We start from the raw sequence: 21,868 nt of genomic DNA, 5'->3' as shown, positions 1-21,868 counted from the left end.
ACTTACTTGAGTAAGCTCCTGGGGATCCTGTGGTTGCCGCCTTCCTGCAACTCGAAATCTATAGGGAATCTGATCTCTGACCGATATTATTTTACAGGTGGAAATAGCACGATATGCACGACAGCGTTACAGTAAAGCGGATGATTCTTCGCGCGAAGGCGCTAATCTTATGGCATTCTGTAACCGATGCTAATGCAGTCTGTGCGGGAATGGTTCGCACTGTTTTGAAAAGACAACGATATACTTTATGAATAAACCAGAATTTTATCAGGATCTCATTCGCGACCTGTCATCGCTTATCGCGGATGAAAACCGTTTTATTACGATTTTATCAAACAGTAGTGCGCTGCTGTTTGAGCGTTTGGATGGGGTTAATTGGGCAGGGTTTTACCTGTTGGATAACGACACGCTTTTCCTGGGACCGTTTCAGGGCAAGGTTGCTTGTGTGCGTATTCCGGTTGGCAAAGGTGTATGCGGTGCAGCGATAGCCGAAAATCGCATTCAGCGCGTGGATGATGTCCATGCGTTCCCTGGTCATATCGCCTGTGATGCCGCGAGTAATGCTGAAATTGTGCTACCGCTTGTCGTTAACGGGCAACCGATTGGCGTTCTGGATATTGACAGTACCCTTTATCAGCGTTTTGACGCGGATGATGAAGAAGGGCTGAAGGCCGTGGTGAGCGTACTTTGTGCTCAACTGGAAGCGAGCGATGTGATGACATTCATCAATTCTCTCACGTTGAGACAAGGTTAACGTGGCAATTGCCGATGGCGTCATTATAATGACGCCTGTTCATGCCTGCGCCGGTTGGCAAACCCGTTGTAATCAGGAAATTTCATGGAAAATCAACCTAAGTTGAACAGTAGTAAAGAAGTCATTGCCTTTTTGGCAGAGCGGTTTCCGCTTTGTTTCACCACTGAAGGTGAAACTCGTCCGTTAAAGATCGGTATTTTTCAGGATCTTGTTGAGCGTGTGCCGGAGTCCGATAACGTCAGTAAGACGCAATTACGCTCTGCGCTGCGTCTTTACACCTCAAGCTGGCGATATCTGTACGGTGTAAAATTGGGTGCCCAACGTGTCGATCTGGATGGTAACCCATGCGGTGAGTTGGAACAGCAGCATGTCGATCATGCTCGTAAGCAGTTGGAAGAAGCGAAAGCACGAGTTCAGGCTCAGCGTGCTGAGCAACAGGCGAAAAAACGTGAAGCGGCCGGAGAATCGGCAGAAGCAGCGCGTACCCCTCGTCCCGCTCAGAAACGTGCGCCGCGCCGTGATGCTTCAAACAATGCATCCCAAAACCGTGCATCCCAAAACCACGCGTCTCAAAACCATGCACCGCGTAAACCACGTCAGCCTTCTTCCGGCCAATCGCAGTCCTCTTCTCAGCAATCCGCTAATGCTCAATCTCGTCAGGCAAAGCCTGCTAGCAATGAGCGTCAACGGGTAGCGGTTACGGATGTTTCCAAACTGCAAATCGGTCAGGAAATCAAAGTCAGAGCCGGCAAAGACGCCATGGATGCCACCGTGCTTGAAATTGCCAAAGGCGAAGTCAGAGTACAATTGGCTTCTGGACTGGCAATGATTGTACGCGCAGAACACTTGCAGTTCTGATACGGAGGCCAACCTGGGCATGAACAACTTAGTCAGAATAACCGCCATCGCAGGCTTACTGCTGGCGGGCTCTAGTTTTGCAAATGAAAACATTACGCGTGTTGAACAGATTCCTCAGCTACATCAGGAACCTCAACATGCTACCGTTAGCGACAGGGTGGCCTCACGTTTCCTGCGTTCGCACTATCGCCAGTTTATGCTGGATGCGCAGTTCTCTGAGAAAATTTTTAACCGCTACCTCAATATGCTGGACTACAGTCACAACGTGCTGTTGGCCTCTGATGTAGCACAATTTTCCGGGCAAAAAGCCCAGTTGGGCGACGCGCTGAAATCCGGTCAACTGGATGTTCCGTATGCGTTGTACAATCTGGCGCAGAAGCGTCGGTTTGAGCGCTTTCAATATGCACTGTCGCTGCTGGATAAACCGGTTGATCTGACGGGCAATGAGACGTTCGAGCTCGATCGCAGCAAAGCCCCTTGGCCGCAGAACGTGGGTGAACTTAACCGCCTGTGGGATGCCAAGGTAAAATATGACTGGCTCAGCTTGAAGCTGACCGGTAAAGATGATAAAGACATCAAAGAGACGCTGACCAAGCGTTACCAGTTTGCCATTCGCCGTCTAGCGCAGAGCAACAGCGAAGATGTTTTCCAACTCGTCATGAACGCCTTTGCGCGTGAAATTGACCCGCACACCAGCTACCTGTCACCGCGTAACACCGAGCAATTTAATACCGAAATGAGCCTGTCGCTCGAAGGGATTGGTGCGGTGCTGCAGATGGATGACGACTACACCATGATCAATTCCATGGTGCCTGGAGGTCCGGCAGCGAAAAGCAAAAATATTACCGTCGGTGACCGCGTGGTTGGCGTAGGCCAAAACGGCAAGCCGATGGTGGATGTTATCGGCTGGCGTCTGGATGATGTCGTTGCGCTGATTAAAGGGCCGAAAGGCAGTAAGGTACGCTTGGAAATCCTGCCTGCTGGTAAGGGGACGAAAACCCGCATTGTTACGCTGACGCGTGAACGTATTCGCCTTGAAGACCGCGCGGTGAAAATGTCCGTCAAGACGGTCGGCAAGGATAAAGTCGGCGTGCTGGATATCCCCGGTTTCTATGTCGGCCTGACGGATGACGTGAAAGTTCAGCTCCAGAAGCTGGAAAAACAGAACGTCAGCAGCATTGTGATTGACTTACGGACTAACGGCGGCGGTGCGCTGACGGAAGCGGTAGGGCTTTCTGGTCTGTTTATCCCTGGCGGCCCTGTGGTCCAGGTGCGTGATAACAATGGCAAAGTGCGCGAAGACAGCGACACCGACGGCATTGTGTATTACAAAGGCCCGCTGGTGGTGCTGGTAGACCGCTTCAGTGCTTCCGCTTCTGAGATCTTCGCAGCGGCAATGCAGGATTATGGCCGTGCTTTGATCGTGGGTGAACCGACGTTTGGTAAAGGCACCGTGCAGCAGTATCGCTCGCTGAATCGGATTTACGATCAGATGCTGCGTTCTGACTGGCCAGCGCTGGGTTCTGTGCAATATACCATTCAGAAGTTCTATCGTATTGACGGCGGCAGCACGCAGATGAAAGGCGTGACGCCTGACGTGATGATGCCAACCGGCACGGAAACGGTAGATACCGGTGAGAAGTTTGAAGATAATGCGTTACCGTGGGACAGCATCAAAGCGGCCAACTACACGAAGAGCGGCGATCTGAAGGCGCTGATTAGCAAACTGAATGAACATCATCAGGAGCGTATCGCCAAAGATCCTGAATTCCAGTATGTGGCGCAGGATATTGCCCGCTACAACGCGATGAAGGATAAGCGTAACATCGTGTCGCTCAATCTTGCTCAGCGCGAGAAAGAGAATGACGATGATGAAGCAATGCGTCTGAATCGGATTAACGACCGACTGACGAGAGAAGGTAAAAAACCGCTCAAATCGCTGGAAGATCTGCCGAAAGACTATCAGGCACCTGATCCTTATCTGGATGAAACGGTGAAAATTGCTAACGATTTGGCACTGGAAGAGAAAGAGTAATACGCTAAAATCGTTCTGATCATCTGAGATCATCAAGCGCCTTGCGGGGTTATCCGACAGGGCGCTTTTTTTTGACGATGATTGTTGTTGAGTGTTGCAGGATGACAGCGCTGTACTGTCAATGACAGATTAACGAATCTTGGTTGGCGAACAGCCAAAACGGGTTTTAAACCGTTCGGAAAAGCGCGCTGAGGATTTATACCCACAGGCTTCGGCCAGACGCTGCATACTCCATGATGTCGTCTGTACCAGCATCATCGCGTGTTGCATGCGCGTCTCCAGCAACAGCACTTCAAAACGTGTCTGCTCGGCGGATAACCTCCGGCGCAGCGTAGCCTCGCTCATCGCCAGCCGCCGACCCGCAGACTGCGCGGTCCAGTGGTGGTCCGGCTCTTCGCTGATAAGCGTACGTAGCTGAGCGGTAACGCCGGGCTGTGGCGGTACGCCAAAGCGGTATCCCCGTTCTGACAGCACAAGCAGCATATCCATCAGCCGCAGTTCGAGACGTGATTCATTGAGCTTGTTGCCCGTTATCCCTTCAATCAGATGTTGTAATGTGCTGATAAGATCGTCATCCAGCGCGAGAGTAGTGAAGGGGCGCGGAGGATAAGTCGGAACGCATTCATCAGGATAGCGATGATAAAAACGCGCCAGAAGCGTGGGCGAAAAGGTCAGAAAGATCGACCGGAAAGCGGAATCGTGACCACCGGGCATTTTTGTCAAATCGGCACTTGCGTCAGGTGTAATCAGGCAGAGCTGAGAAGGCGTATCGATAACTGTCGCTGTATCCTGCTCAAGAATGGTTAATTGGCCAGAGAGAACCAGCAGAAGCGTGGCTTCATAGAAATGGAAACACGTTGTCTTCTGCGGTGTACGCAAGTGGGGCTGAGCGAGAGCGCACAGGCCATACCGTTGCAGCGGCTGGCCTGATGGCAATCGCCAGTCCGCCTCTACAATGAGAGACGGGGAAGCGGGGCGTAAAGCGGTCACGCTCATAGCCGGCCATTCTTATAACGAGGCATTATCATAACTTATTGTTATCACAACAATGCGGGATTCAGCGTATACAGCCCGGTGAGTGTCGCTTCTGCCAATACTGGCGCGTTAGCCAGTGCAGCGCGGACATTTTCCCCATTAAGTTCACCTTCTATCGTTAAAGCAGGCGTCGCGAGAGCGTAGAGAGTGAAGATGTAATGATGGACGATTGCATCGTTCCACGGCGGACAAGGGCCATCATAGCCATAGTAGGTGCCATTCATCTGCTCATCGCTGGCGAACCAGACGGTGTAATCATTAATGCCGTGTCGGAGCCCTGTCGGTGCATCCGGGCCTGCTTTCCCACGTGGCGTGATGCCAGTGGAGTGTGAGGCGGCTGGAATTTCATTGACGCTGGCTGGAATATCCAGCAATAGCCAATGGTAGAAATCGACACGCGGCAGAGAGGCGCTCACCTCGCGGCCTTCCTGATTCACATCGTCACCGCGGCTGGGTACATCTGGGTCGTGGCAGATCAACACGAAAGACTGTGTCTCTTCGGGCGCGCCGTGCCAGGCAAGGTGGGGATTGTGGTTAGAAGACAGCGCAATGTGGCTAGTTGCATCTGGTACGGCAAAGGCAAATTCGCCCGGGATAGTGTCGCCGTCCTGAAAACTGTGACTAGAGAGTTGCAGCATGGTGGTGATCCTTATCGTGATTCCGGTGGGTGTGGAATCATTATAGAAGAAGCTGCGCACAATTATTTTCCTAATACCGTCAGGATAATGCTTTTAGCTGTCAATTTGAGGGCTTGAGATGATATTTGTAATCAGAGTAGAAACATAGTTTATGGTAATGAAAACTAGAGGTTGCAGACAAATCACGTCGAGCGGTAGTAACGGATAGATCGTAAAGACGCGGCAAGTACGTCCATGTAAGCTCGGATTGCGCAGATATGAATCTCATCCCTGAGATTCACCCTTTCAGGGCCGTCGCTAGCGACGTTCAAAAACGTTCCTGACATTTTTGTCCCTGGCGCAAACGCTTTACTCTTCTATTCCGTTACCACCGTTCTTGTTCGGCAAATAGGTTTGCCAACGGTCTGCCGATTCCGATAGAGAAAGCCGATCTGCATCGCGATAGCGTGCGCGATTAACGACCCGCTTTTAGCTGCTGGAAGTAGGTTTCATACAGCGTGCTGGCGCTGCCGACGTCGTTCTGCCATTCGCCTTTCGCGATGGTTTCATCATCCGGGTATAGCGTTTTGTCCCCTGAAACCTCCGGCGGCAGTAATTTTTTCGCTGCCAGATTCGGCGTCGGGTAGCCGATGGTTTCCGCAACCTGTGCTGCTATTTCTGGGCGAAGCAGGAAGTCGATCAGCTTCATCGCGCCGTCAACGTTTTTGGCGTTGGCCGGAATCGCCAGACTGTCCATCCAGAAGATACCGCCTTCTTTGGGCCAAATGACATCCAGCGGGGTACCTGCCTGACGCGCCACGTAGGCAGAACCGTTCCACACCATACCCAAATTGACTTCACCTTCGATGAACGGGTTGCCGGGGTTGTCTGAGTTGAACGTCAGCACGTTCGGCATCAGGGCTTGCAGCTCTTTATAGGCCGCCTCAATCTCTTTAGGGTCGGTGGTATTCGCGGAGTAACCCAGTTTACGCAGAGCGATTTGGAACACCTCACGCGCGTCGTCCGTCAGCAGCAGGCTGTTTTTGTACTTGGTATCCCACAGGTCGGCCCAACGGGTGACGCTGGCAGGATCAATCATTTCATGATTAATGCCAATCGCCGTTGCGCCCCAAATATAGGGAATGGAGTAGTCGTTATTTGGGTCGAAGGATTTGTGCAGCAGGTTCGGATCGAGATTATGGAAATTGCTGAGCCTGCTGGTATCAATCTTTTGCAGCATGCCTTCCTTGCTCATCTTAGAGATGAAATAAGTTGAAGGCACGACCAAATCGTAAGCACTATCCTTATAGGTCTTCAGCTTGGCGTACATACTCTCGTTGGATTCATAGGTGGAGTAAATCACCTTGATGCCCGTTTCTTTAGTGAACTGTTCCAACAGGCCCGGCGGCACGTATTCGGTCCAGTTATAGAAATAGAGCGTTTTGCCGTCGTTGGCGTTGGCGGTGCTGATGCCAAACGCCATCGCGCAGGCTGCCAGTAAATGTGGCCACTTTTTCATTATGTTTACCTCCTTACGAGTCCCAAAGGAAATACCCGCCTGGAACCTATCCCATTAGGCTATTTTGTTTGCCATTTTGAACCAGGGCAGTGCTCGAAATCCTCACGTACTACGTGTACGCTCCGGTTTCTGTGCGCTGTCCGTGTCCAAACTGGCTGCACCAATAACGCCTACTGGAATAGGTCCTTACAAGCAGATATGAAAAAACGATATTTATCGTGCTTGCCGCCACCTTACTTTCCGGTGCGGTCGCGTAAAATCAGCTGGCTACTGAGCACCAGCACGAGCGACAGAATCAGCAAAATTGTTGCCAGCGCGTTGACTTCAGGGGAGACGCCGACCTTCACCATCGAGTAAATCTTCAACGGTAGAATCTCATACGCGGGCCCGGTGACAAATGAGGACACCACCACGTCATCCATCGACAGCGTAAAGCTGAGTAGCCAACTGGCGGCCACGGCCGGCATGGCCAGCGGCAGAATGATTTTGCGCAGAATAATCACTTCGCTGGCGCCTAAATCGCGCGCGGCTTCCAGCATCCGTACGTCAAAACCTTTCAGACGTGAATAGACGGTGACCACCACAAACGGCAGGCAGAAAGTAATATGAGAAAACAGCAGTGACCAGAATCCGAGCGATATGCCCAGCAGCATGAAGAGCACCAGCAGTGAGATCGCCATCACGATATCCGGTGACATCATCACCACGAACAGCATACCCCCGACAAAAGGCTTGCCGCGAAAGCGGTAGCGATATAGCGCGACGGCCGTCAGGGAGCCAATCAGCGTGGCGAACGTCGCGGAAAAAACGGCCATCGTCAGAGAGTGCTGTGCGGCCTGAAGCAGGCTGTCGTTGTTTATCAGCAGCCGATACCAGTCCAGTGTAAATCCCTGCCAGTTGATGCCAAAACGCGCCTGATTAAACGAGTTAACGATCAGAATGATGATCGGGATGTACAGGTAAGCGTAAATGATGGACATAAATCCACCACGGATTAAGCGTCCGGTCATTCCAGCGCTCCTTTTTTATTCAACAGGCGGGCCGTACGGTAATAGATAAAGAGCATCACGCCCATGACCAGCGTCAGGCCGATGCTGGTGGCGGCACCAAACGGCCAGTCGCGGATATTGAGGAACTGGCTTTTAATGACGTTACCGATCAGCAAATTCTTGGCACCGCCCATCAGATCGGCAACGAAGAACAATCCCATCGCGGGCAGCAGTACCAGCAGGCAGCCCGCGATAATTCCCGGCATGGTCAGCGGGATGACGACGCGAATGAAGGTTTGCCACTTATTGGCACCCAGATCGCGGGCAGCTTCAAGGTAGGATTTATCGAGTTTTTCAATGCTGGAGTAGAGCGGCAGCACCATGAACGGTAGCAGGATATAAATCAGGCCGAGAATCACCGCTTCAGAGGTATACATAATCCGCAGCGGCGTATCGATAAGGCCCGTCCAGAGCAGAAATTCATTCAGATGGCCGCGTGTACTCAGAAAGATTTTCAGGCCGTAAATGCGGATTAGCGAGTTGGTCCAAAACGGCACAATCAGCAGAAACAGCATCAGCGGCTGAATTTTTTTCGGTAAGCGCGCCAGAATAAAGGCAAACGGATAGCCGAGCAGCAGACAACAGAGGGTGGCGATAACCGCCATGTTCAGCGAGTGCAGCAACACAGAGGCATAAAGCGGATCGGCCAGTCGCGTGTAGTTTTCCAGCGTAAAGACCAGACTGACGAAATGGGTGTCATCGCGTGTCAGAAAACTGGTTCCGATGATCATCAGGTTGGGCAGGAAAACAAACAGCACCAGCCAGGCCACGATGAGTGTGATAATGATGTTTTGAAAGCGTTTACGCGACTTCTTCATCGTGCAGGACGACCTCCCAACTTTCCACCCAGGTGACGTCTACTTTCTGGTTGAGTGAATGGTCGAAGTCGGGATCGTCTTCGTTAAAGAACTCGCTAACCATGACCATCTTGCCGTTTTCCAACTCGATGTTGGATTCCAGCGTCATGCCTTTATAGTTGCGCTCGCGCACGTAGCCCACCATTCCTTCCGCCTGCATGCTGTCGCCAAGCTCTTCGACGCGTAAATCTTCCGGTCGCAGCAGTACGTTGAGGTGTTGGCCGACGTTGACTGGAAAACTGACGGTGATAACGCAGTCGTGTCCTTCGACCTGAGCACGCACCCGCTGTTCGTCCAACAGCTCCAGCACCACAGCATCAAAGATATTGATTTCACCGATAAAGCTGGCGACGAACAGATTTTTTGGCTCTTCGTAGATTTCACGCGGTGTGCCGTCTTGCTCTACGCGCCCATCGCGCATTACCACGATGCGGTCGGACATGGTCAGCGCTTCTTCCTGATCGTGCGTGACGAAAATAAAGGTGATACCCAGCTTGCGTTGCAGCGCCTTCAGTTCGTTCTGCATCTGCTTGCGTAGCTTATAATCAAGCGCAGACAGGGATTCATCCAGCAGCAGAACCTTCGGCTGATTGACGACGGCGCGGGCGATGGCAACGCGCTGTTGCTGGCCGCCAGACAACTGGTGTGGGCGACGCTGCGCCAGCTCTTCCAACTGCACCATTTTCAGCGCTTCAATCACGCGTGGCGCAATATCTGCGGCGGGCGTTTTCTGCATGCGCAGGCCGAATGCCACGTTCTCAAACACGCTGAGATGAGGAAACAGGGCGTAACTTTGAAATACGGTATTAACGTGCCGCTGTTCAGCGGGCTGGTGGGTAATGTCCTGCTTTTCCAGCATAACGTTGCCGCTATCGACCGTTTCCAGACCGGCAATCAAGCGCAGTACGGTGGTTTTTCCGCAGCCGGATGGCCCGAGGATCGTCAGAAACTCACCGTTATTAATAGTGAGATTAAAATGTGAAATGATGTCTTTGCCATCAAAGCCTTTATGGACGTTGAGCAATTCAACGACCGGCACAGTCAGGGAGTTTTCTTTCATTAAGGTATAGCTCTATGTCCTGATTTGGCCGATCAACGGAATGTCCGTTGCGATCGTGCCAAGGGTTATCACCTTTCAGACAGCGTGCGCAGTTAAGGGCGGCATTTTACGGGAAACGCTGCCTGACGCCAACTTGTGTGACCCACTTACTGCCGATTGGTAAACGAATAAGGGAGATTCAGCCAATGAATTAGGGGGTATGTTTCCTGATTGTTACCTGATTTAGATGTTCTTCGTGACTCGGTTGCTGCTTTTTGGCCTGAGTTCTGGTCTGGCAGTTTGTTAAATCGGGAAAAAACTGACCTGACGCAATATTTACCGGGGTAGCCCTATCCATAATGCCTTTCAGGGTTCTGGGGGCATAAATAAGATGGATAAATTACTCGACAGATTTTTGAATTACGTTTCATTTGATACACAGTCTAAATCCGGTGTTCGGCGGGTGCCGAGCACCGACGGTCAGTTGAAACTGGCGCGTGCGTTGCAGCAGGAACTGCTCGAACTGGGATTTGAGCAAGTTGCACTGAGCAAGCAGGGCTGTCTGATGGCGACGCTTCCGGCAAACGTTGCCTGGCCCGTTCCGGCCATCGGCTTTATTTCACATATGGATACGTCACCGGATTTTAGCGGCAAGAATGTTAATCCGCAGATTCTGGAAAACTATCGCGGTGGCGATATTGCCTTGGGGGTGGGGGATGAAGTGCTGTCACCCGTGATGTTCCCAGTGCTGCACCAGCTACTGGGGCACACGCTGATTACCACAGACGGCAAAACGCTGTTGGGGGCGGATGATAAAGCGGGGATCGCGGAAATTATGACCGCGCTGGTGCGTTTGAAGAAAAGCCAGCTCCCGCATGGCGATATTCGCGTTGCCTTTACGCCTGATGAAGAAATTGGCAAGGGCGCTCAGTTTTTTGATGTCAAAGCGTTTAACGCGCAGTGGGCCTATACCGTGGACGGTGGTGGTGTCGGCGAGCTGGAGTATGAGAATTTTAATGCCGCGTCGGTTCAGGTGAAAATCGTGGGTAACAATGTTCACCCCGGTAGCGCCAAAGGCGTGATGGTGAACGCGCTGACGCTGGCCTCGCGCTATCACCAGCATGTGCCGGAGAGTCAATCGCCGGAGCAGACGGACGGTTATCAGGGGTTCTATCATCTTCACAGCATGAAAGGCTCTGTGGAGCGCGCAGATTTGCATTACATCGTCCGGGATTTTGACCGCAACGGCTTTGAACAGCGTAAACAGATGATGCTGGATATTGCGGAAAAGGTTGGCGTGGGGCTGCACCCAGATTGCTATATTGAAGTCACGATTACCGATACCTATTACAACATGCGTGAGCAGGTTGAGCAGCATCCGCACATTATCGCGTTGGCGCAGCAGGCGATGCGGGATTGCGACATTGAGCCAAATATGAAGCCGATCCGAGGCGGCACCGACGGCGCACACCTGTCATTTCAAGGGCTACCGTGCCCAAATCTGTTTACCGGCGGCTACAACTATCATGGCAAACACGAATTTGTCACGTTGGAAGGCATGGAAAAGGCGGTGTCTGTGATTATGCGCATTGCCGAACTGACGGCACTGCGCGCGAAGCCGTAAGTGCTTCCATTTTCCAGAGAGGAATAAGGCGGGACATTCCCGCCTTATCATTGTGCTAACAATGATTCAAGATTGGTTTTAATCCGCGAAGTACCAGTAACCGCTGTTGATCAACACCGTGAGCTGTGCGAGGAAAGAGGGATCTTCCAGCGCGTCGCCCAGCAGTTCTGCACCAATAGCCGGGTGCTCAGCCAGCGCAAACAGCGCCGCTTTGTGTGTACTGTTCACTTTTTCCCCGTTAACGAAGCAGCTATCTCCGACGCAGATGACACGCAGGCCACCTAAACGACGCAGTGGTTCACCCTGTTGCAGATATTCATACACTTCGCCAGCTTGGTAAGGCGGCTCTGGCGGTGAAAGGTCGAGTTCATGACGGGACTGGGAAATAAATTCGCCAAACCAGTTCTGGAAATGCTCCGGCTGCTGCACCAGCTCTAACATCATTTTTTGCAGCGCATCCAGCTCTTGTGGCAGTACGCTGGCGATATGATCGCGGGAGGGGATCTCGGGATCGCTATAGCGATAGCTGCCGAGTTCGCGGGAAAGTACATAATCCGCAAAGCCGCTCACCAACTCGCGAGCATTCGGCGCACGGAAACCCACCGAATAGTTCAGCGAGTTTTCCAGCGAATAGCCTTCGTGCGGGAAACCCGGTGGAATATAGACGATATCGCCCGGCTCCAGTTCCTCATCAATAATGGCGTCAAACGGATCGACCTGAAGCAGATCGGGATGCGGACAGTGCTGTTTCATCGGTATTTTTTCACCGATGCGCCATCGGCGACGCCCCGTTCCCTGAATGATGAATACATCATACTGATCCAGATGTGGTCCTACGCCACCACCGGGAACGGAAAATGAAATCATCAAATCATCGGTACGCCAGTCCGGCAACTGTCGAAAGGGCTGCATCAAGGCTGAAGAGGGCTCATGCCAGTGATCGACGGCCTGCACCAACAGCGACCAGTTACTTTCCCCCAGATGATCGTAGCTCTCGAAAGGACCGTGGCTTACCTGCCAGCGTCCGTTCTGATGACTGACCAGACGGCTATCAACCTCATTTTCCAACGCCAGCCCTGCGAGTTCATCGGGTGAAATCGGGTCGATAAAATGTGTGAAACCGCCTTTAATCAGGAGCGGACGTTTTTGCCAGTAGTTCGCTAAAAAATCCTGCCAGTCGAGATTGAGCTGATAGTCCATACTGTTTTCCAGAAACGTGTTTTTTTGAGGAAATGACTGTTCTTGAAGATATGATTTTTCTTGAAATAATCAGTATTTTAAAACAATCAGTATTTTGGCGATAAATATATACTCTAAATAATTCGAGTTTCATGCAGGCGGCAAGAGAAGGAGTCCCGATGAGCTTACTCAGGTAAGTGATTCGGGTGACTGACAAATCTGCCAGAGGCAGGTTTGAACGCTGCTTGCAGCAGCCCCAACGGGGCGAGGTCCACGCGAGTGGGCCGAGTAGCGTCGCCAACGTACATGCAACTTGAAGTATGACGAGTATAGCGGAAGCATCGCGCGCTGTACTGCCTTTCATCCCTCATTCTGGCTCAGGTTCTGGCGGGAGAAAATAGCTTCGACTCGGGCACCACCCAGTGCGCTGTCGCTGATGAGTATCTCCCCCTGATATTGTTCGATAATTTCGACGGCAACGGCAAGGCCGATACCTTGTCCGGGGCGCATACGGTCGGCGCGTTGCCCACGCAGGAAGATCATTTCACGCTTGCTTTCGTGGATGCCGGGGCCATCGTCATCGATAATCAGATGCAGTTTGTGATCGGAGTATTGCACGCTAATTTCGACAAATTCCAGGCAGTACTTACAGGCGTTATCAAGAATATTGCCCATGACTTCCATAAAGTCATTCTTCTCGCCCACGAAGGTGAGTTCTGGTGGAATATCGAGCGTCAACACAACGCCCTTGCGCTGATACACCTTATTTAATGCAGAACACAGGCCATCCAGCAGCGCTGGAACTGAGTGTACTTCACGTATCAGTAGATTATGTTCGGAGCGTACGCTGGCGCGATGCAGGTAATAGCCAATCTGCTGAGAGATGCGGCTGATCTGCGACAGCATAATAGGCTCAGCCTGATCGATAGTGATCTCTTTGCCGGTTCGCAACGCACGTAACGTGGTTTGTAAAACCGCCAGTGGCGTTTTTAAACTGTGGGTGAGATCGGTGAGCGTTGTACGATACTTATGGTAGCGCTGGCGTTCGTTATTCAGCAGGATATTCAGGTTCTTTACCAGACTGAATAGTTCGCGTGGTGGATTTTCATCCAGTTGATCGCGCGTCCCTTTTTCCAACTCGGCGATCTGTTTTACCAGATGCTGAATAGGACGCAGGCTCCAGTGAGCGCCCAGCCACAGCAGGGGCAGCACCAGCAGAAGGTTGGCGATCAACACATAGCTGAACCATTCCCACACCATGTCTTCCTGCTGGAGTTCTTGAGGGATGCGATCGACCACAACAATCGTGATGGAAGGGAGATGCTCGGTCTTCGGGTAAACGTTCACGGCAATAGAGTGCGTTAACGCATTGCTTTGCGCGCCATTCAGTTCCCGCAGGCTGCTCAGCAGTAAGGTATTGCCCGTTAATACCGCACTGCTGGTATCGGTGTCAGTATCCAGCTCGTGATAGGCCGTCTTGTTCAGCCATTCCGGCTTGATTAGCGCTTCCAGCTCGGGAACGTGCTTTTCGCGCCAGAGCATGTTGCCATGCTCATCGTATATCAACACCAACGTGGGGAAATTGATGTCAACGTCGGGGGGGTGACGATATTCAGCTGGTTATCACGCCACTGTGCGAGGCTGTAGTAGAGGTTACTTTCGCCGCGCAGCAAGCGGAATGAGGTTTTATCAAAGTTGACGCTGTAACCGATAATGGCGACGACGCCATAGGCGAGCGACAGCGCTAGTACGATGGCCGCTGTCGCGAGTAAAAAGCGAATACGAAGCGAAAAGGGCTGCTTCTTATTGCTCATGCTGAGCCTGAGGGGGTATCAATATCAAAGCGATATCCTTGTCCGCGCACGGTAGTGATCACATCCGGTGCCTCTGCCTGCTGAATTTTCTTGCGTAATCGCCCCATCAGCACGTCAATGGTATGGCTTTCCCGCAGTTCTGCATCTGGGTACAGCTGTAACATCAGCGACTCTTTGCTGACGACTTTTCCTTTGTTGCGAATCAACGTCTCGATAATCGTGTATTCAAACGCGGTGAGCTTGATAGGCGATCCGTGGATCATCAGCTCGCGGCGCGATAAGTCGATCTCAAAGGGCGGCAGGCTGATGACTTGCGATGCCAGCCCGCAGTTACGCCGCATCAGTGCCTGCAAGCGTGCTACGACTTCTTCCATATGGAACGGCTTGGTTACATAATCGTCCGCCCCCGCTTCCAGCACCGCCACTTTGTCCTGCCAGCTTTCACGTGCCGTCAGCACTAGAATAGGAAGCTTGACCTGATGAGTGCGCCAGCGACGGATCATGCTCATGCCGTCTTCATCGGGCAACCCGAGGTCGACAATGGCGATGTCCGGCATATTCTCATGCAGAAAATAATCCGCTTCTTTGGTGTCAGACGCTGCGTCAACCTGATGCCCCATTTCGTTCATCTGAACGGTTAAATGGTGGCGCAATAATACATTATCTTCAACGACCAAAATTCGCATCGCTATATCCTCTGTCAAATAAAAATGGCCATGTTTATCGAAATACTGCTATGCGCCATGTCTTTCATGCATGTCTCTTCCGCGTATCAACATTATACGCAGAGAACGTTATTTATTTTATTTGTTAAATTATCCACAGAGAGGGTAAACCGAGTATAAACAGGCTGGAAATGGTCATACCCGTCATACTTCAAGCTACATGTGCGTTGGCTGAGTTCACTCACACGAATCACTTACCTGAGTAAGCTCGTCTGCCTGAAACTCGAATTATTTAGAGAGAATGTGGTGAGTTTTAGACAACTGGCGGGCAAAATGCCCGCCAGAGAGTGTAAATAGACGTGAGAGTACTTATTTCAGGTCATCGACCATTGCGATAGCACGGCCGATATAGTTGGCTGGTGTCATCGCCTTCAGGCGCGTTTTTTCCGCTTCTGGCAACGCCAGATTATCGATAAATTCCTGAATACCGGCAGCATCAACGCGTTTGCCCCGCGTCAGCTCTTTCAGTTTTTCGTACGGCTTTTCAATCCCGTAGCGACGCATCACGGTTTGGATCGGCTCTGCCAACACTTCCCAATTGTGATCCAGTTCGTCAGCCAGACGATCGCGGTTCACTTCCAGTTTGCTGATGCCTTTCATCGTGGCCTGATACGCAATCAGCGCATAGCCCACGCCCACGCCCAGATTACGCAGTACGGTAGAGTCGGTGAGATCACGCTGCCAGCGGGAAACCGGCAGTTTGCTAGCCAAATGCCCCAGAACGGCGTTCGCCAGACCCAGGTTGCCTTCCGAGTTTTCGAAGTCGATCGGGTTAACCTTGTGCGGCATGGTGGAAGAACCGATTTCGCCCGCAATGGTTTTCTGCTTGAAGTGATTCAGTGCAATGTAGCCCCAAATATCACGGTCAAAGTCGATCAAAATGGTGTTGAAACGCGCGATGCAGTCAAACAGCTCGGCGATGTAATCGTGCGGCTCGATCTGCGTGGTGTACGGGTTCCAGTTGATGCCCAGTGAGGTAACAAAGCTTTCGCTGAATTGGTGCCAATCCACTTCCGGGTAGGCCGCCAGATGGGCGTTATAGTTACCGACGGCACCATTAATCTTGCCCAGAATCTCAACCTGTTGCAGCTGGCGATATTGGCGATCCATACGGTAAGCCACGTTAGCGAACTCTTTACCGATAGTGGATGGCGTGGCGGGCTGGCCGTGTGTACGGGAAAGCAGCGGGATATCGCGATATTCCTGTGCCAGCGTTTTCAGCGCATCAATGATTTGACGCCAGTGCGGCAGGATGACGTCGCGGCGAGCGGTATCCAGCATCAGTGCGTGAGACAGGTTGTTGATGTCTTCTGATGTACAGGCAAAGTGGATGAATTCGTTGACGGCGTGCAGTGCCGGAATAGCGGCAACTTTCTCTTTCAGGAAGTACTCAACGGCTTTCACGTCGTGGTTGGTTGTACGCTCGATAGTTTTAATGCGGGCAGCATCTTCTTCACTGAATTCGGCGACAATTTTATCAAGGAAAGCGTTTGCGTCAGCGTCAAATGCAGGAACTTCCTGGATCTCTGCACAGGCTGCCAGTTTTTGCAGCCAACGTACTTCAACCTGCACACGGAATTTCAGCAAACCGAATTCGCTGAAAATGGTGCGCAACGTGCTGACTTTATCGCCGTAGCGTCCATCAATAGGGGAAACGGCGGTCAGTGAGGATAATTCCATCGCAAGCAACTCCTGAGATTAGTTTCAATAACGATTAATTTCTATAAGGACAATGAATTATTAACAATAATCAATTTCGTGACGCTGGCGTTAATCACACCAGCGTCGATCATGGCGGCAAGAATACCATCAAACGGATGGGCAACGTGCCAATATCTGCTTCGCTTCTTTGACCAACTGGCTTCGTGAAAACATCAGTTGTAAGCGTCCGCCGCCAATCTGTTGCCAGAGCACCGTAGAGCGAATGCCGGTCAGCAGCGCGGCACGCACTTTAGCCTGCACCTGGCTGTTTTTCAGCACGTCCGGTGAACCGGTAACCTGAATCCGTGGCCCCAGCGTGCTGATGACATCCACATAAATCGCGGCCAGCGCGCTCACAATCGTCTCGGAAAGCAGCTCGAAATGCTCCAGTTGGCGCTCCAACTGCCCGATGCGTTTGCCCAGTTCGTCAAGCGCGGCAGACTTCGCATTCAGCTTGCGTTCTAACGCAATCAGGCTGAAAGCGTAGCGTGATAGCTCTGCACCCGTGCCTTTACTGCTGCTGCTATTCAGAATGCCGAGCAGCGTTTCCAGACCAACTTTCAGGTTTTGCTCGTCATTACCGTAAACGGCCAGCGTAGACGCTGGATTGAGATTCAAAACGCTGTTCAGCGAGGTATGCAGCACATCGTTATTACAGTTCCCCGTGTGGGCCAACTGTTGGACTAAGTGTGCCGACTGACAAACGCCCGCTAGTGCTAGCGTGATTTCATAATAGTTCTTAGCCACGGTTACTCCTGTAAGCGTTCTTCGATGATGCCGCCGCCAAGGCAAATCTCGCCCAGATAAAACACGGCAGATTGGCCCGGAGTCACGGCTGCGACGGGCTCATCAAAACGCACGGTAATGCGATCGTCGCCAAGTGGCGTGACGGTGCAGGGGATATCCGCCTGACGGTAACGGGTTTTCACCGTACAACGTAATTCAGCGGTGAGCGGCTGACGGTCGACCCAGTGTAGCTGCTGTGCGATTAAACCGTACGACATCAGGCGAGGGTGTTCGTGACCCTGCGCGACATACAGAATATTGTTGGCGACATCTTTATCCACCACGTACCAGGGATCTTCGCCGCCATCTTTGACGCCGCCAATACCCAGACCTTTGCGTTGCCCCAGCGTGTGGTACATCAGCCCCTGATGCTGTCCCATCGGTTTGTTGTCGTCGACGGATAGAATCGGACCGGGCTGTGCGGGTAGGTAGCGCGCCAGAAAATCAGTGAATTTACGTTCGCCGATGAAGCAAATGCCGGTAGAGTCTTTCTTCTTCGCGGTTGCCAGTTCAAGCGCTTCGGCAATTTTACGTACCTGCGGTTTTTCCAGCTCACCGACCGGGAACAGACTTTGTGTGATCTGTTCATGGCTCAGCGTATAAAGAAAATAGCTCTGATCTTTGTTGCCGTCCATGCCGCGTAGCAAACGGCTTTTACCGTCAACGTCGTGACGACGGACATAGTGGCCCGTCGCGATATAGTCTGCGCCGAGATCCTCGGCGGCGAATTCCAGGAAGGCTTTGAATTTAATTTCTTTATTGCACAGGATATCAGGGTTGGGGGTACGGCCTGCTTTGTATTCTTCAAGGAAGAGTTCAAAAACGTTGTCCCAATATTCGGCGGCAAAGTTGACGGTATGTAATTCGATACCCAGCTTGTCGCAAACAGCCTGCGCATCGGCAAGGTCTGTGGCCGCTGAGCAATATTCCGTGTCATCATCCTCTTCCCAGTTCTTCATGAACAGGCCTTCAACATGATAGCCCTGTTGTTGTAACAGGTAAGCGGAAACGGAGGAATCAACACCGCCGGACATACCGACAATCACTTTTTTCTGGCTGTTATCTGACATGGAAGTCTCACGAACTGAAATTTACTGACGCATTGATGCGAAAAACAAACGGCATATTTTAGCATGTTGAACCGAGGGCTGCATCGCTATTCCTGCCGTGCGGTGGCTAAGTCCGCTTACGGCAGGAATAGCAAGATGCCTAAAATGGCCAGTTAAACGCGCCCAATACAGTTAACGGATAGCGCTCTGGCTGCTGGTAGCAGCGAATACTTTCGGCCACCAGCGGCGAACGAAGCTGATGCGAATGCAGAATGTCCTCGGCGGTCAGCCAGCGGCAACACTCGATGTCGCTGTCGTGCGGCTGGGTGTCGACTCGTGCTGGCAGATCGAGCGCAAAACAAAAGCGTATGAACGGCGTGTTGTCGGGCGCGATCCATTGGTGCAGACGCAGGAAACTTTGCGGCGTGGCCTGAATGCCGGTTTCTTCCCACAATTCACGGCTTGCCGCCTGAATCAACGTCTCGTCGGCTTCCAGATGACCCGCGGGCTGATTCCACAATAATTTATCGTTAATTAACTCTTCTACGACCAGAAAATGGTTTTCGGCCTGTACCACACAGGCGACTGTCACATGAGGTTTAAACATCCGTTATCTCCTTCCATTCTCCGGGTAACAGGTTTTCTACGGTCTGATTGGCCATGCCGTATCGAATCAGACGCAATGTAGGATACCCGATATTCGCTGTCATACGGCGGACTTGCCGATTACGACCTTCAAGCAGCGTGATTTTTAACCAGCAGTCGGGAATGTTTTTACGCTCGCGTATGGGCGGATTACGCGGCCACAGCCAGTCAGGTTCCGGTACGATCTCCGCACCGGCGGGCAGCGTTTTGCCGTCATTTAGGTCCAGACCCGTACGAAAGCGCGTCAGTGCGGCGTCGTCAGGAATACCTTCGACCTGAACATAGTAAATTTTGGCCGTTTTCTTCGTTGGCTGGGTTAGCTGTGCCTGAAGCTTGCCATCATTGGTGAGAATCATCAGGCCTTCGCTATCGCGATCCAGACGCCCTGCGGCATAAATACCGCTAACCGGAATGTAATCTTTCAGCGTCCGGCGTCCGGCTTCATCTGTGAATTGCGGCAACACATCGAAGGGTTTATTGAACAAAACGATGCGGCACGGCGCGTTGTCAGGCTGTCTTTTTCTTGCCGGCTGTGAGCTGAATCGTTTAACTTTGTGATTTTTAACAGAGAATTTATTCATCATCTTTATAGTCGCGGATAACAAAAGCATTATACTCAAATGGTTTGCGATTGGCGCGGGCTAAATATTCAAGTAGTATTGACACGCATCTTACAAGTCATTAACAAAATTGCGCTCGAAGGAGAGGTTAATGGAAAGCAAAGTAGTTGTACCGACAGAAGGTCAGAAAATCACGGTTGATGCTCAAGGCAAACTGGTTGTTCCAAACAACCCGGTCATTCCGTTTATCGAAGGCGACGGCATCGGTATCGATGTAACGCCAGCCATGATCAACGTCGTTGACGCCGCCGTGAAGAAAGCCTATCAAGGCAAGCGCGCGATTTCCTGGATGGAGATCTATACGGGTGAAAAATCCACGCAGGTCTACGGTAAAGATGTCTGGCTGCCGGAAGAAACACTGGATTTGATCCGTGAATATCGTGTGGCGATTAAGGGCCCGCTGACAACGCCAGTCGGCGGTGGTATCCGTTCTCTGAACGTTGCACTGCGCCAACAGCTGGATCTGTACGTTTGCCTGCGTCCGGTACGCTACTACGAAGGTACACCTAGCCCCGTTAAACAGCCTGAGCTGACCGACATGGTGATCTTCCGCGAAAACGCCGAAGACATCTATGCAGGTATCGAGTGGAAAGCGGGTTCTGCTGAAGCAGACAAAGTGATCAAATTCCTGCGTGAAGAAATGGGCGTTAGCAAAATCCGTTTCCCTGAGCAGTGTGGTATCGGCGTGAAGCCGTGTTCCGAAGAAGGCACCAAACGTCTGGTTCGCGCTGCTATCGAATACGCGATCACCAACGACCGTGATTCCGTCACGCTGGTGCACAAAGGCAACATCATGAAATTCACCGAAGGCGCGTTCAAAGACTGGGGCTACCAGTTGGCGCGTGAAGAATTCGGCGGTGAGCTGATCGATGGCGGCCCGTGGGTGAAAATCAAGAACCCGAACACCGGCAAAGAGATCGTGGTAAAAGACGTGATCGCTGATGCCTTCCTGCAACAAATCCTGCTGCGTCCTGCTGAATACGATGTGATCGCTTGTATGAACCTGAACGGTGACTACATTTCTGATGCCCTGGCGGCACAGGTTGGCGGTATCGGTATTGCCCCAGGCGCGAATATCGGTGACGAATGCGCACTGTTTGAAGCCACGCACGGTACAGCACCGAAATATGCGGGTCAGGATAAAGTGAACCCAGGTTCCGTTATTCTGTCTGCTGAAATGATGCTGCGTCACCTGCAATGGTTCGAAGCGGCTGACCTGATTGTTAAGGGCGTTGAAGGCGCGATCAAGAACAAGACCGTGACTTACGATTTCGAACGTCTGATGGAAGGCGCTAAGCTACGGAAATGTAGCGAGTTTGCGCAAGACATCATCGATAATATGTAATCCAGTGTTAAGTGTGGGTTAACAATAGGGGCCACGATTGGCCCCTTATTTTTTGTGCTAAAAACCTTTCCCCAAAACTCTCCCTAAAACCGTTCAAAAACCAGGCTAACTTTGTGCCGATAATCACCCAATCTTTACCTCAGTCATCGTTATATTTGTCAGTCATTTTCCTCGATCTGTGACCTGGTAGTTTCTGAGTGTCGATCCTTTGATCGCGATAAAGTCTTTCTGAAAGAGAGCGTTGTTCGTGAAATGTTGGCTCAGTTCCCGCATCCCATTTCGATCTGCTTTTATCTCGTGATTTTTTGAATGCAGAAGTCAGCGTTTTTGTTGATACGCGTTGCGTATACGGACGATGGTTGGAGAAAAATGGTGTTATGCGGAGTTTTCACACTAGCGGTGATTTTCGCTCTGGAATATCACGACGTCCACAATGAGATTGCCCCATCAGGACAATCAGCACAGCACAAATATTAAAGTGAATTCAGATGAAATGCAGATCGTTTACTGGACAATTATCAAACGTGACCCAGTCGTCAGTGCGTTAGCGATGATGTTGCGGATACACGTACCGTTTACGCGCCAGCACAATACGTCCCGTTACAAGCGGAACTGAC

18 protein-coding genes and 2 pseudogenes are annotated in these 21,868 nt (G+C 51.6%); 5 read left to right on the top strand and 15 right to left on the bottom strand.

The window, feature by feature from the left end; all coding sequences use genetic code 11:
* Positions 1 to 247 precede the first annotated feature (247 nt).
* From EO763_RS11975 to prc, 3 genes are all read left to right on the top strand, one after another.
* Complete coding sequence (locus tag EO763_RS11975) at positions 248 to 754, top strand: GAF domain-containing protein (RefSeq protein ID WP_039489695.1); 507 nt, start codon at positions 248 to 250, stop codon at positions 752 to 754.
* Positions 755 to 838: 84 nt separating this feature from the next.
* Positions 839 to 1,612 carry an RNA chaperone ProQ gene (proQ, locus tag EO763_RS11970; RefSeq protein WP_044202343.1) on the top strand — a complete coding sequence of 258 codons (774 nt, stop codon included), beginning with the start codon at positions 839 to 841 and terminating at the stop codon, positions 1,610 to 1,612.
* Between the two features lie 19 nt (positions 1,613 to 1,631).
* The gene (gene prc / locus EO763_RS11965; RefSeq protein ID WP_044202347.1) at positions 1,632 to 3,647 is read left to right on the top strand and encodes a carboxy terminal-processing peptidase; all 2,016 of its coding nucleotides are present in this window, start codon (positions 1,632 to 1,634) and stop codon (positions 3,645 to 3,647) included.
* A gap of 129 nt (positions 3,648 to 3,776) precedes the next feature.
* On the opposite strand, the gene EO763_RS11960 is transcribed toward prc, so the two are convergent.
* From EO763_RS11960 to potA, 6 genes are all read right to left on the bottom strand, one after another.
* On the bottom strand, positions 3,777 to 4,643 hold the full coding sequence (locus EO763_RS11960) for a helix-turn-helix transcriptional regulator (RefSeq protein WP_161529072.1): 867 nt from the start codon (positions 4,641 to 4,643) through the stop codon (positions 3,777 to 3,779).
* 44 nt (positions 4,644 to 4,687) lie between these two features.
* Positions 4,688 to 5,320 (bottom strand): YbhB/YbcL family Raf kinase inhibitor-like protein, encoded by a 633-nt coding sequence (locus EO763_RS11955; protein ID WP_161529071.1) that lies wholly within the window; start codon positions 5,318 to 5,320, stop codon positions 4,688 to 4,690.
* 454 nt (positions 5,321 to 5,774) lie between these two features.
* Entirely contained in the window at positions 5,775 to 6,818 is a 1,044-nt protein-coding gene (gene potD / locus EO763_RS11950) for a spermidine/putrescine ABC transporter substrate-binding protein PotD (protein ID WP_161529070.1), read from the bottom strand.
* Positions 6,819 to 7,051: 233 nt separating this feature from the next.
* Positions 7,052 to 7,828 (bottom strand): spermidine/putrescine ABC transporter permease PotC, encoded by a 777-nt coding sequence (gene potC, locus EO763_RS11945; RefSeq protein WP_039277487.1) that lies wholly within the window; start codon positions 7,826 to 7,828, stop codon positions 7,052 to 7,054.
* On the bottom strand, positions 7,825 to 8,685 hold the full coding sequence (gene potB, locus EO763_RS11940) for a spermidine/putrescine ABC transporter permease PotB (RefSeq protein ID WP_039489688.1): 861 nt from the start codon (positions 8,683 to 8,685) through the stop codon (positions 7,825 to 7,827). The genes potC and potB overlap by 4 nt, the downstream gene beginning before the upstream one ends.
* Positions 8,669 to 9,784: a spermidine/putrescine ABC transporter ATP-binding protein PotA gene (gene potA / locus EO763_RS11935; RefSeq protein ID WP_161529069.1), complete on the bottom strand. Its 1,116-nt coding sequence runs from the start codon at positions 9,782 to 9,784 to the stop codon at positions 8,669 to 8,671. Before potA ends, potB begins: the two co-directional genes overlap by 17 nt.
* A gap of 370 nt (positions 9,785 to 10,154) precedes the next feature.
* On the opposite strand from potA, the gene pepT reads away from it, so the two are divergent.
* Positions 10,155 to 11,387 (top strand): peptidase T, encoded by a 1,233-nt coding sequence (gene pepT, locus EO763_RS11930; RefSeq protein ID WP_161529068.1) that lies wholly within the window; start codon positions 10,155 to 10,157, stop codon positions 11,385 to 11,387.
* A 78-nt stretch (positions 11,388 to 11,465) separates the two neighbouring features.
* Here the strand turns inward: pepT and EO763_RS11925 are convergent, their stop codons facing one another.
* The 8 genes and pseudogenes from EO763_RS11925 to rluE all read right to left on the bottom strand — a co-directional run bounded on the left by EO763_RS11925 (position 11,466) and on the right by rluE (position 19,897).
* Positions 11,466 to 12,587, bottom strand: coding sequence for a ribosomal protein uL16 3-hydroxylase (locus EO763_RS11925; RefSeq protein WP_103860811.1), 1,122 nt, complete (start codon positions 12,585 to 12,587; stop codon positions 11,466 to 11,468).
* Between the two features lie 339 nt (positions 12,588 to 12,926).
* Positions 12,927 to 14,380 (bottom strand): annotated as a pseudogene (gene phoQ, locus EO763_RS11920) (two-component system sensor histidine kinase PhoQ).
* Entirely contained in the window at positions 14,377 to 15,066 is a 690-nt protein-coding gene (gene phoP / locus EO763_RS11915; protein WP_161529067.1) for a two-component system response regulator PhoP, read from the bottom strand. Before phoP ends, phoQ begins: the two are co-directional and overlap by 4 nt.
* A gap of 348 nt (positions 15,067 to 15,414) precedes the next feature.
* Complete coding sequence (purB, locus tag EO763_RS11910; protein ID WP_161529066.1) at positions 15,415 to 16,785, bottom strand: adenylosuccinate lyase; 1,371 nt, start codon at positions 16,783 to 16,785, stop codon at positions 15,415 to 15,417.
* Positions 16,786 to 16,914: 129 nt separating this feature from the next.
* Complete coding sequence (hflD, locus tag EO763_RS11905; protein ID WP_161529065.1) at positions 16,915 to 17,553, bottom strand: high frequency lysogenization protein HflD; 639 nt, start codon at positions 17,551 to 17,553, stop codon at positions 16,915 to 16,917.
* Positions 17,554 to 17,555: 2 nt separating this feature from the next.
* Positions 17,556 to 18,662, bottom strand: a complete 1,107-nt coding sequence (gene mnmA, locus EO763_RS11900; protein ID WP_161529064.1) for a tRNA 2-thiouridine(34) synthase MnmA — start codon at positions 18,660 to 18,662, stop codon at positions 17,556 to 17,558.
* 139 nt (positions 18,663 to 18,801) lie between these two features.
* Positions 18,802 to 19,248, bottom strand: coding sequence for an NUDIX hydrolase (locus EO763_RS11895; RefSeq protein ID WP_039489671.1), 447 nt, complete (start codon positions 19,246 to 19,248; stop codon positions 18,802 to 18,804).
* Positions 19,241 to 19,897, bottom strand: coding sequence for a 23S rRNA pseudouridine(2457) synthase RluE (rluE, locus tag EO763_RS11890; RefSeq protein ID WP_161529063.1), 657 nt, complete (start codon positions 19,895 to 19,897; stop codon positions 19,241 to 19,243). The genes EO763_RS11895 and rluE overlap by 8 nt, the downstream gene beginning before the upstream one ends.
* Before the next feature lie 100 nt (positions 19,898 to 19,997).
* Between rluE and icd the strand changes: the two genes are divergently transcribed.
* Positions 19,998 to 21,251, top strand: a complete 1,254-nt coding sequence (icd, locus tag EO763_RS11885) for an NADP-dependent isocitrate dehydrogenase (protein ID WP_010297897.1) — start codon at positions 19,998 to 20,000, stop codon at positions 21,249 to 21,251.
* A 139-nt stretch (positions 21,252 to 21,390) separates the two neighbouring features.
* Here the strand turns inward: icd and EO763_RS23605 are convergent.
* Positions 21,391 to 21,591: pseudogene (locus tag EO763_RS23605) on the bottom strand (site-specific integrase); the annotation flags it as partial.
* Positions 21,592 to 21,868: the final 277 nt, after the last annotated feature.

The organism is Pectobacterium odoriferum, from assembly GCF_009931295.1.
In the GTDB taxonomy this organism is placed as follows: domain Bacteria; phylum Pseudomonadota; class Gammaproteobacteria; order Enterobacterales; family Enterobacteriaceae; genus Pectobacterium; species Pectobacterium odoriferum.
Note: the sequence above shows the minus strand (reverse complement) of the source record. Positions and strands in the feature narration are given on the sequence as shown.

What these genes read in the sequence shown, in the direction of transcription:
- EO763_RS11975 (WP_039489695.1), top strand. Translation starts at nt 248, where the DNA reads ATGAATAAACCAGAATTTTATCAGGATCTCATTCGCGACCTGTCATCG.
- proQ (WP_044202343.1), top strand. Translation starts at nt 839, where the DNA reads ATGGAAAATCAACCTAAGTTGAACAGTAGTAAAGAAGTCATTGCCTTT.
- prc (WP_044202347.1), top strand. Translation starts at nt 1,632, where the DNA reads ATGAACAACTTAGTCAGAATAACCGCCATCGCAGGCTTACTGCTGGCG.
- EO763_RS11960 (WP_161529072.1), bottom strand. Translation starts at nt 4,643, where the DNA reads ATGAGCGTGACCGCTTTACGCCCCGCTTCCCCGTCTCTCATTGTAGAG.
- EO763_RS11955 (WP_161529071.1), bottom strand. Translation starts at nt 5,320, where the DNA reads ATGCTGCAACTCTCTAGTCACAGTTTTCAGGACGGCGACACTATCCCG.
- potD (WP_161529070.1), bottom strand. Translation starts at nt 6,818, where the DNA reads ATGAAAAAGTGGCCACATTTACTGGCAGCCTGCGCGATGGCGTTTGGC.
- potC (WP_039277487.1), bottom strand. Translation starts at nt 7,828, where the DNA reads ATGACCGGACGCTTAATCCGTGGTGGATTTATGTCCATCATTTACGCT.
- potB (WP_039489688.1), bottom strand. Translation starts at nt 8,685, where the DNA reads ATGAAGAAGTCGCGTAAACGCTTTCAAAACATCATTATCACACTCATC.
- potA (WP_161529069.1), bottom strand. Translation starts at nt 9,784, where the DNA reads ATGAAAGAAAACTCCCTGACTGTGCCGGTCGTTGAATTGCTCAACGTC.
- pepT (WP_161529068.1), top strand. Translation starts at nt 10,155, where the DNA reads ATGGATAAATTACTCGACAGATTTTTGAATTACGTTTCATTTGATACA.
- EO763_RS11925 (WP_103860811.1), bottom strand. Translation starts at nt 12,587, where the DNA reads ATGGACTATCAGCTCAATCTCGACTGGCAGGATTTTTTAGCGAACTAC.
- phoP (WP_161529067.1), bottom strand. Translation starts at nt 15,066, where the DNA reads ATGCGAATTTTGGTCGTTGAAGATAATGTATTATTGCGCCACCATTTA.
- purB (WP_161529066.1), bottom strand. Translation starts at nt 16,785, where the DNA reads ATGGAATTATCCTCACTGACCGCCGTTTCCCCTATTGATGGACGCTAC.
- mnmA (WP_161529064.1), bottom strand. Translation starts at nt 18,662, where the DNA reads ATGTCAGATAACAGCCAGAAAAAAGTGATTGTCGGTATGTCCGGCGGT.
- EO763_RS11895 (WP_039489671.1), bottom strand. Translation starts at nt 19,248, where the DNA reads ATGTTTAAACCTCATGTGACAGTCGCCTGTGTGGTACAGGCCGAAAAC.
- rluE (WP_161529063.1), bottom strand. Translation starts at nt 19,897, where the DNA reads ATGCTTTTGTTATCCGCGACTATAAAGATGATGAATAAATTCTCTGTT.
- icd (WP_010297897.1), top strand. Translation starts at nt 19,998, where the DNA reads ATGGAAAGCAAAGTAGTTGTACCGACAGAAGGTCAGAAAATCACGGTT.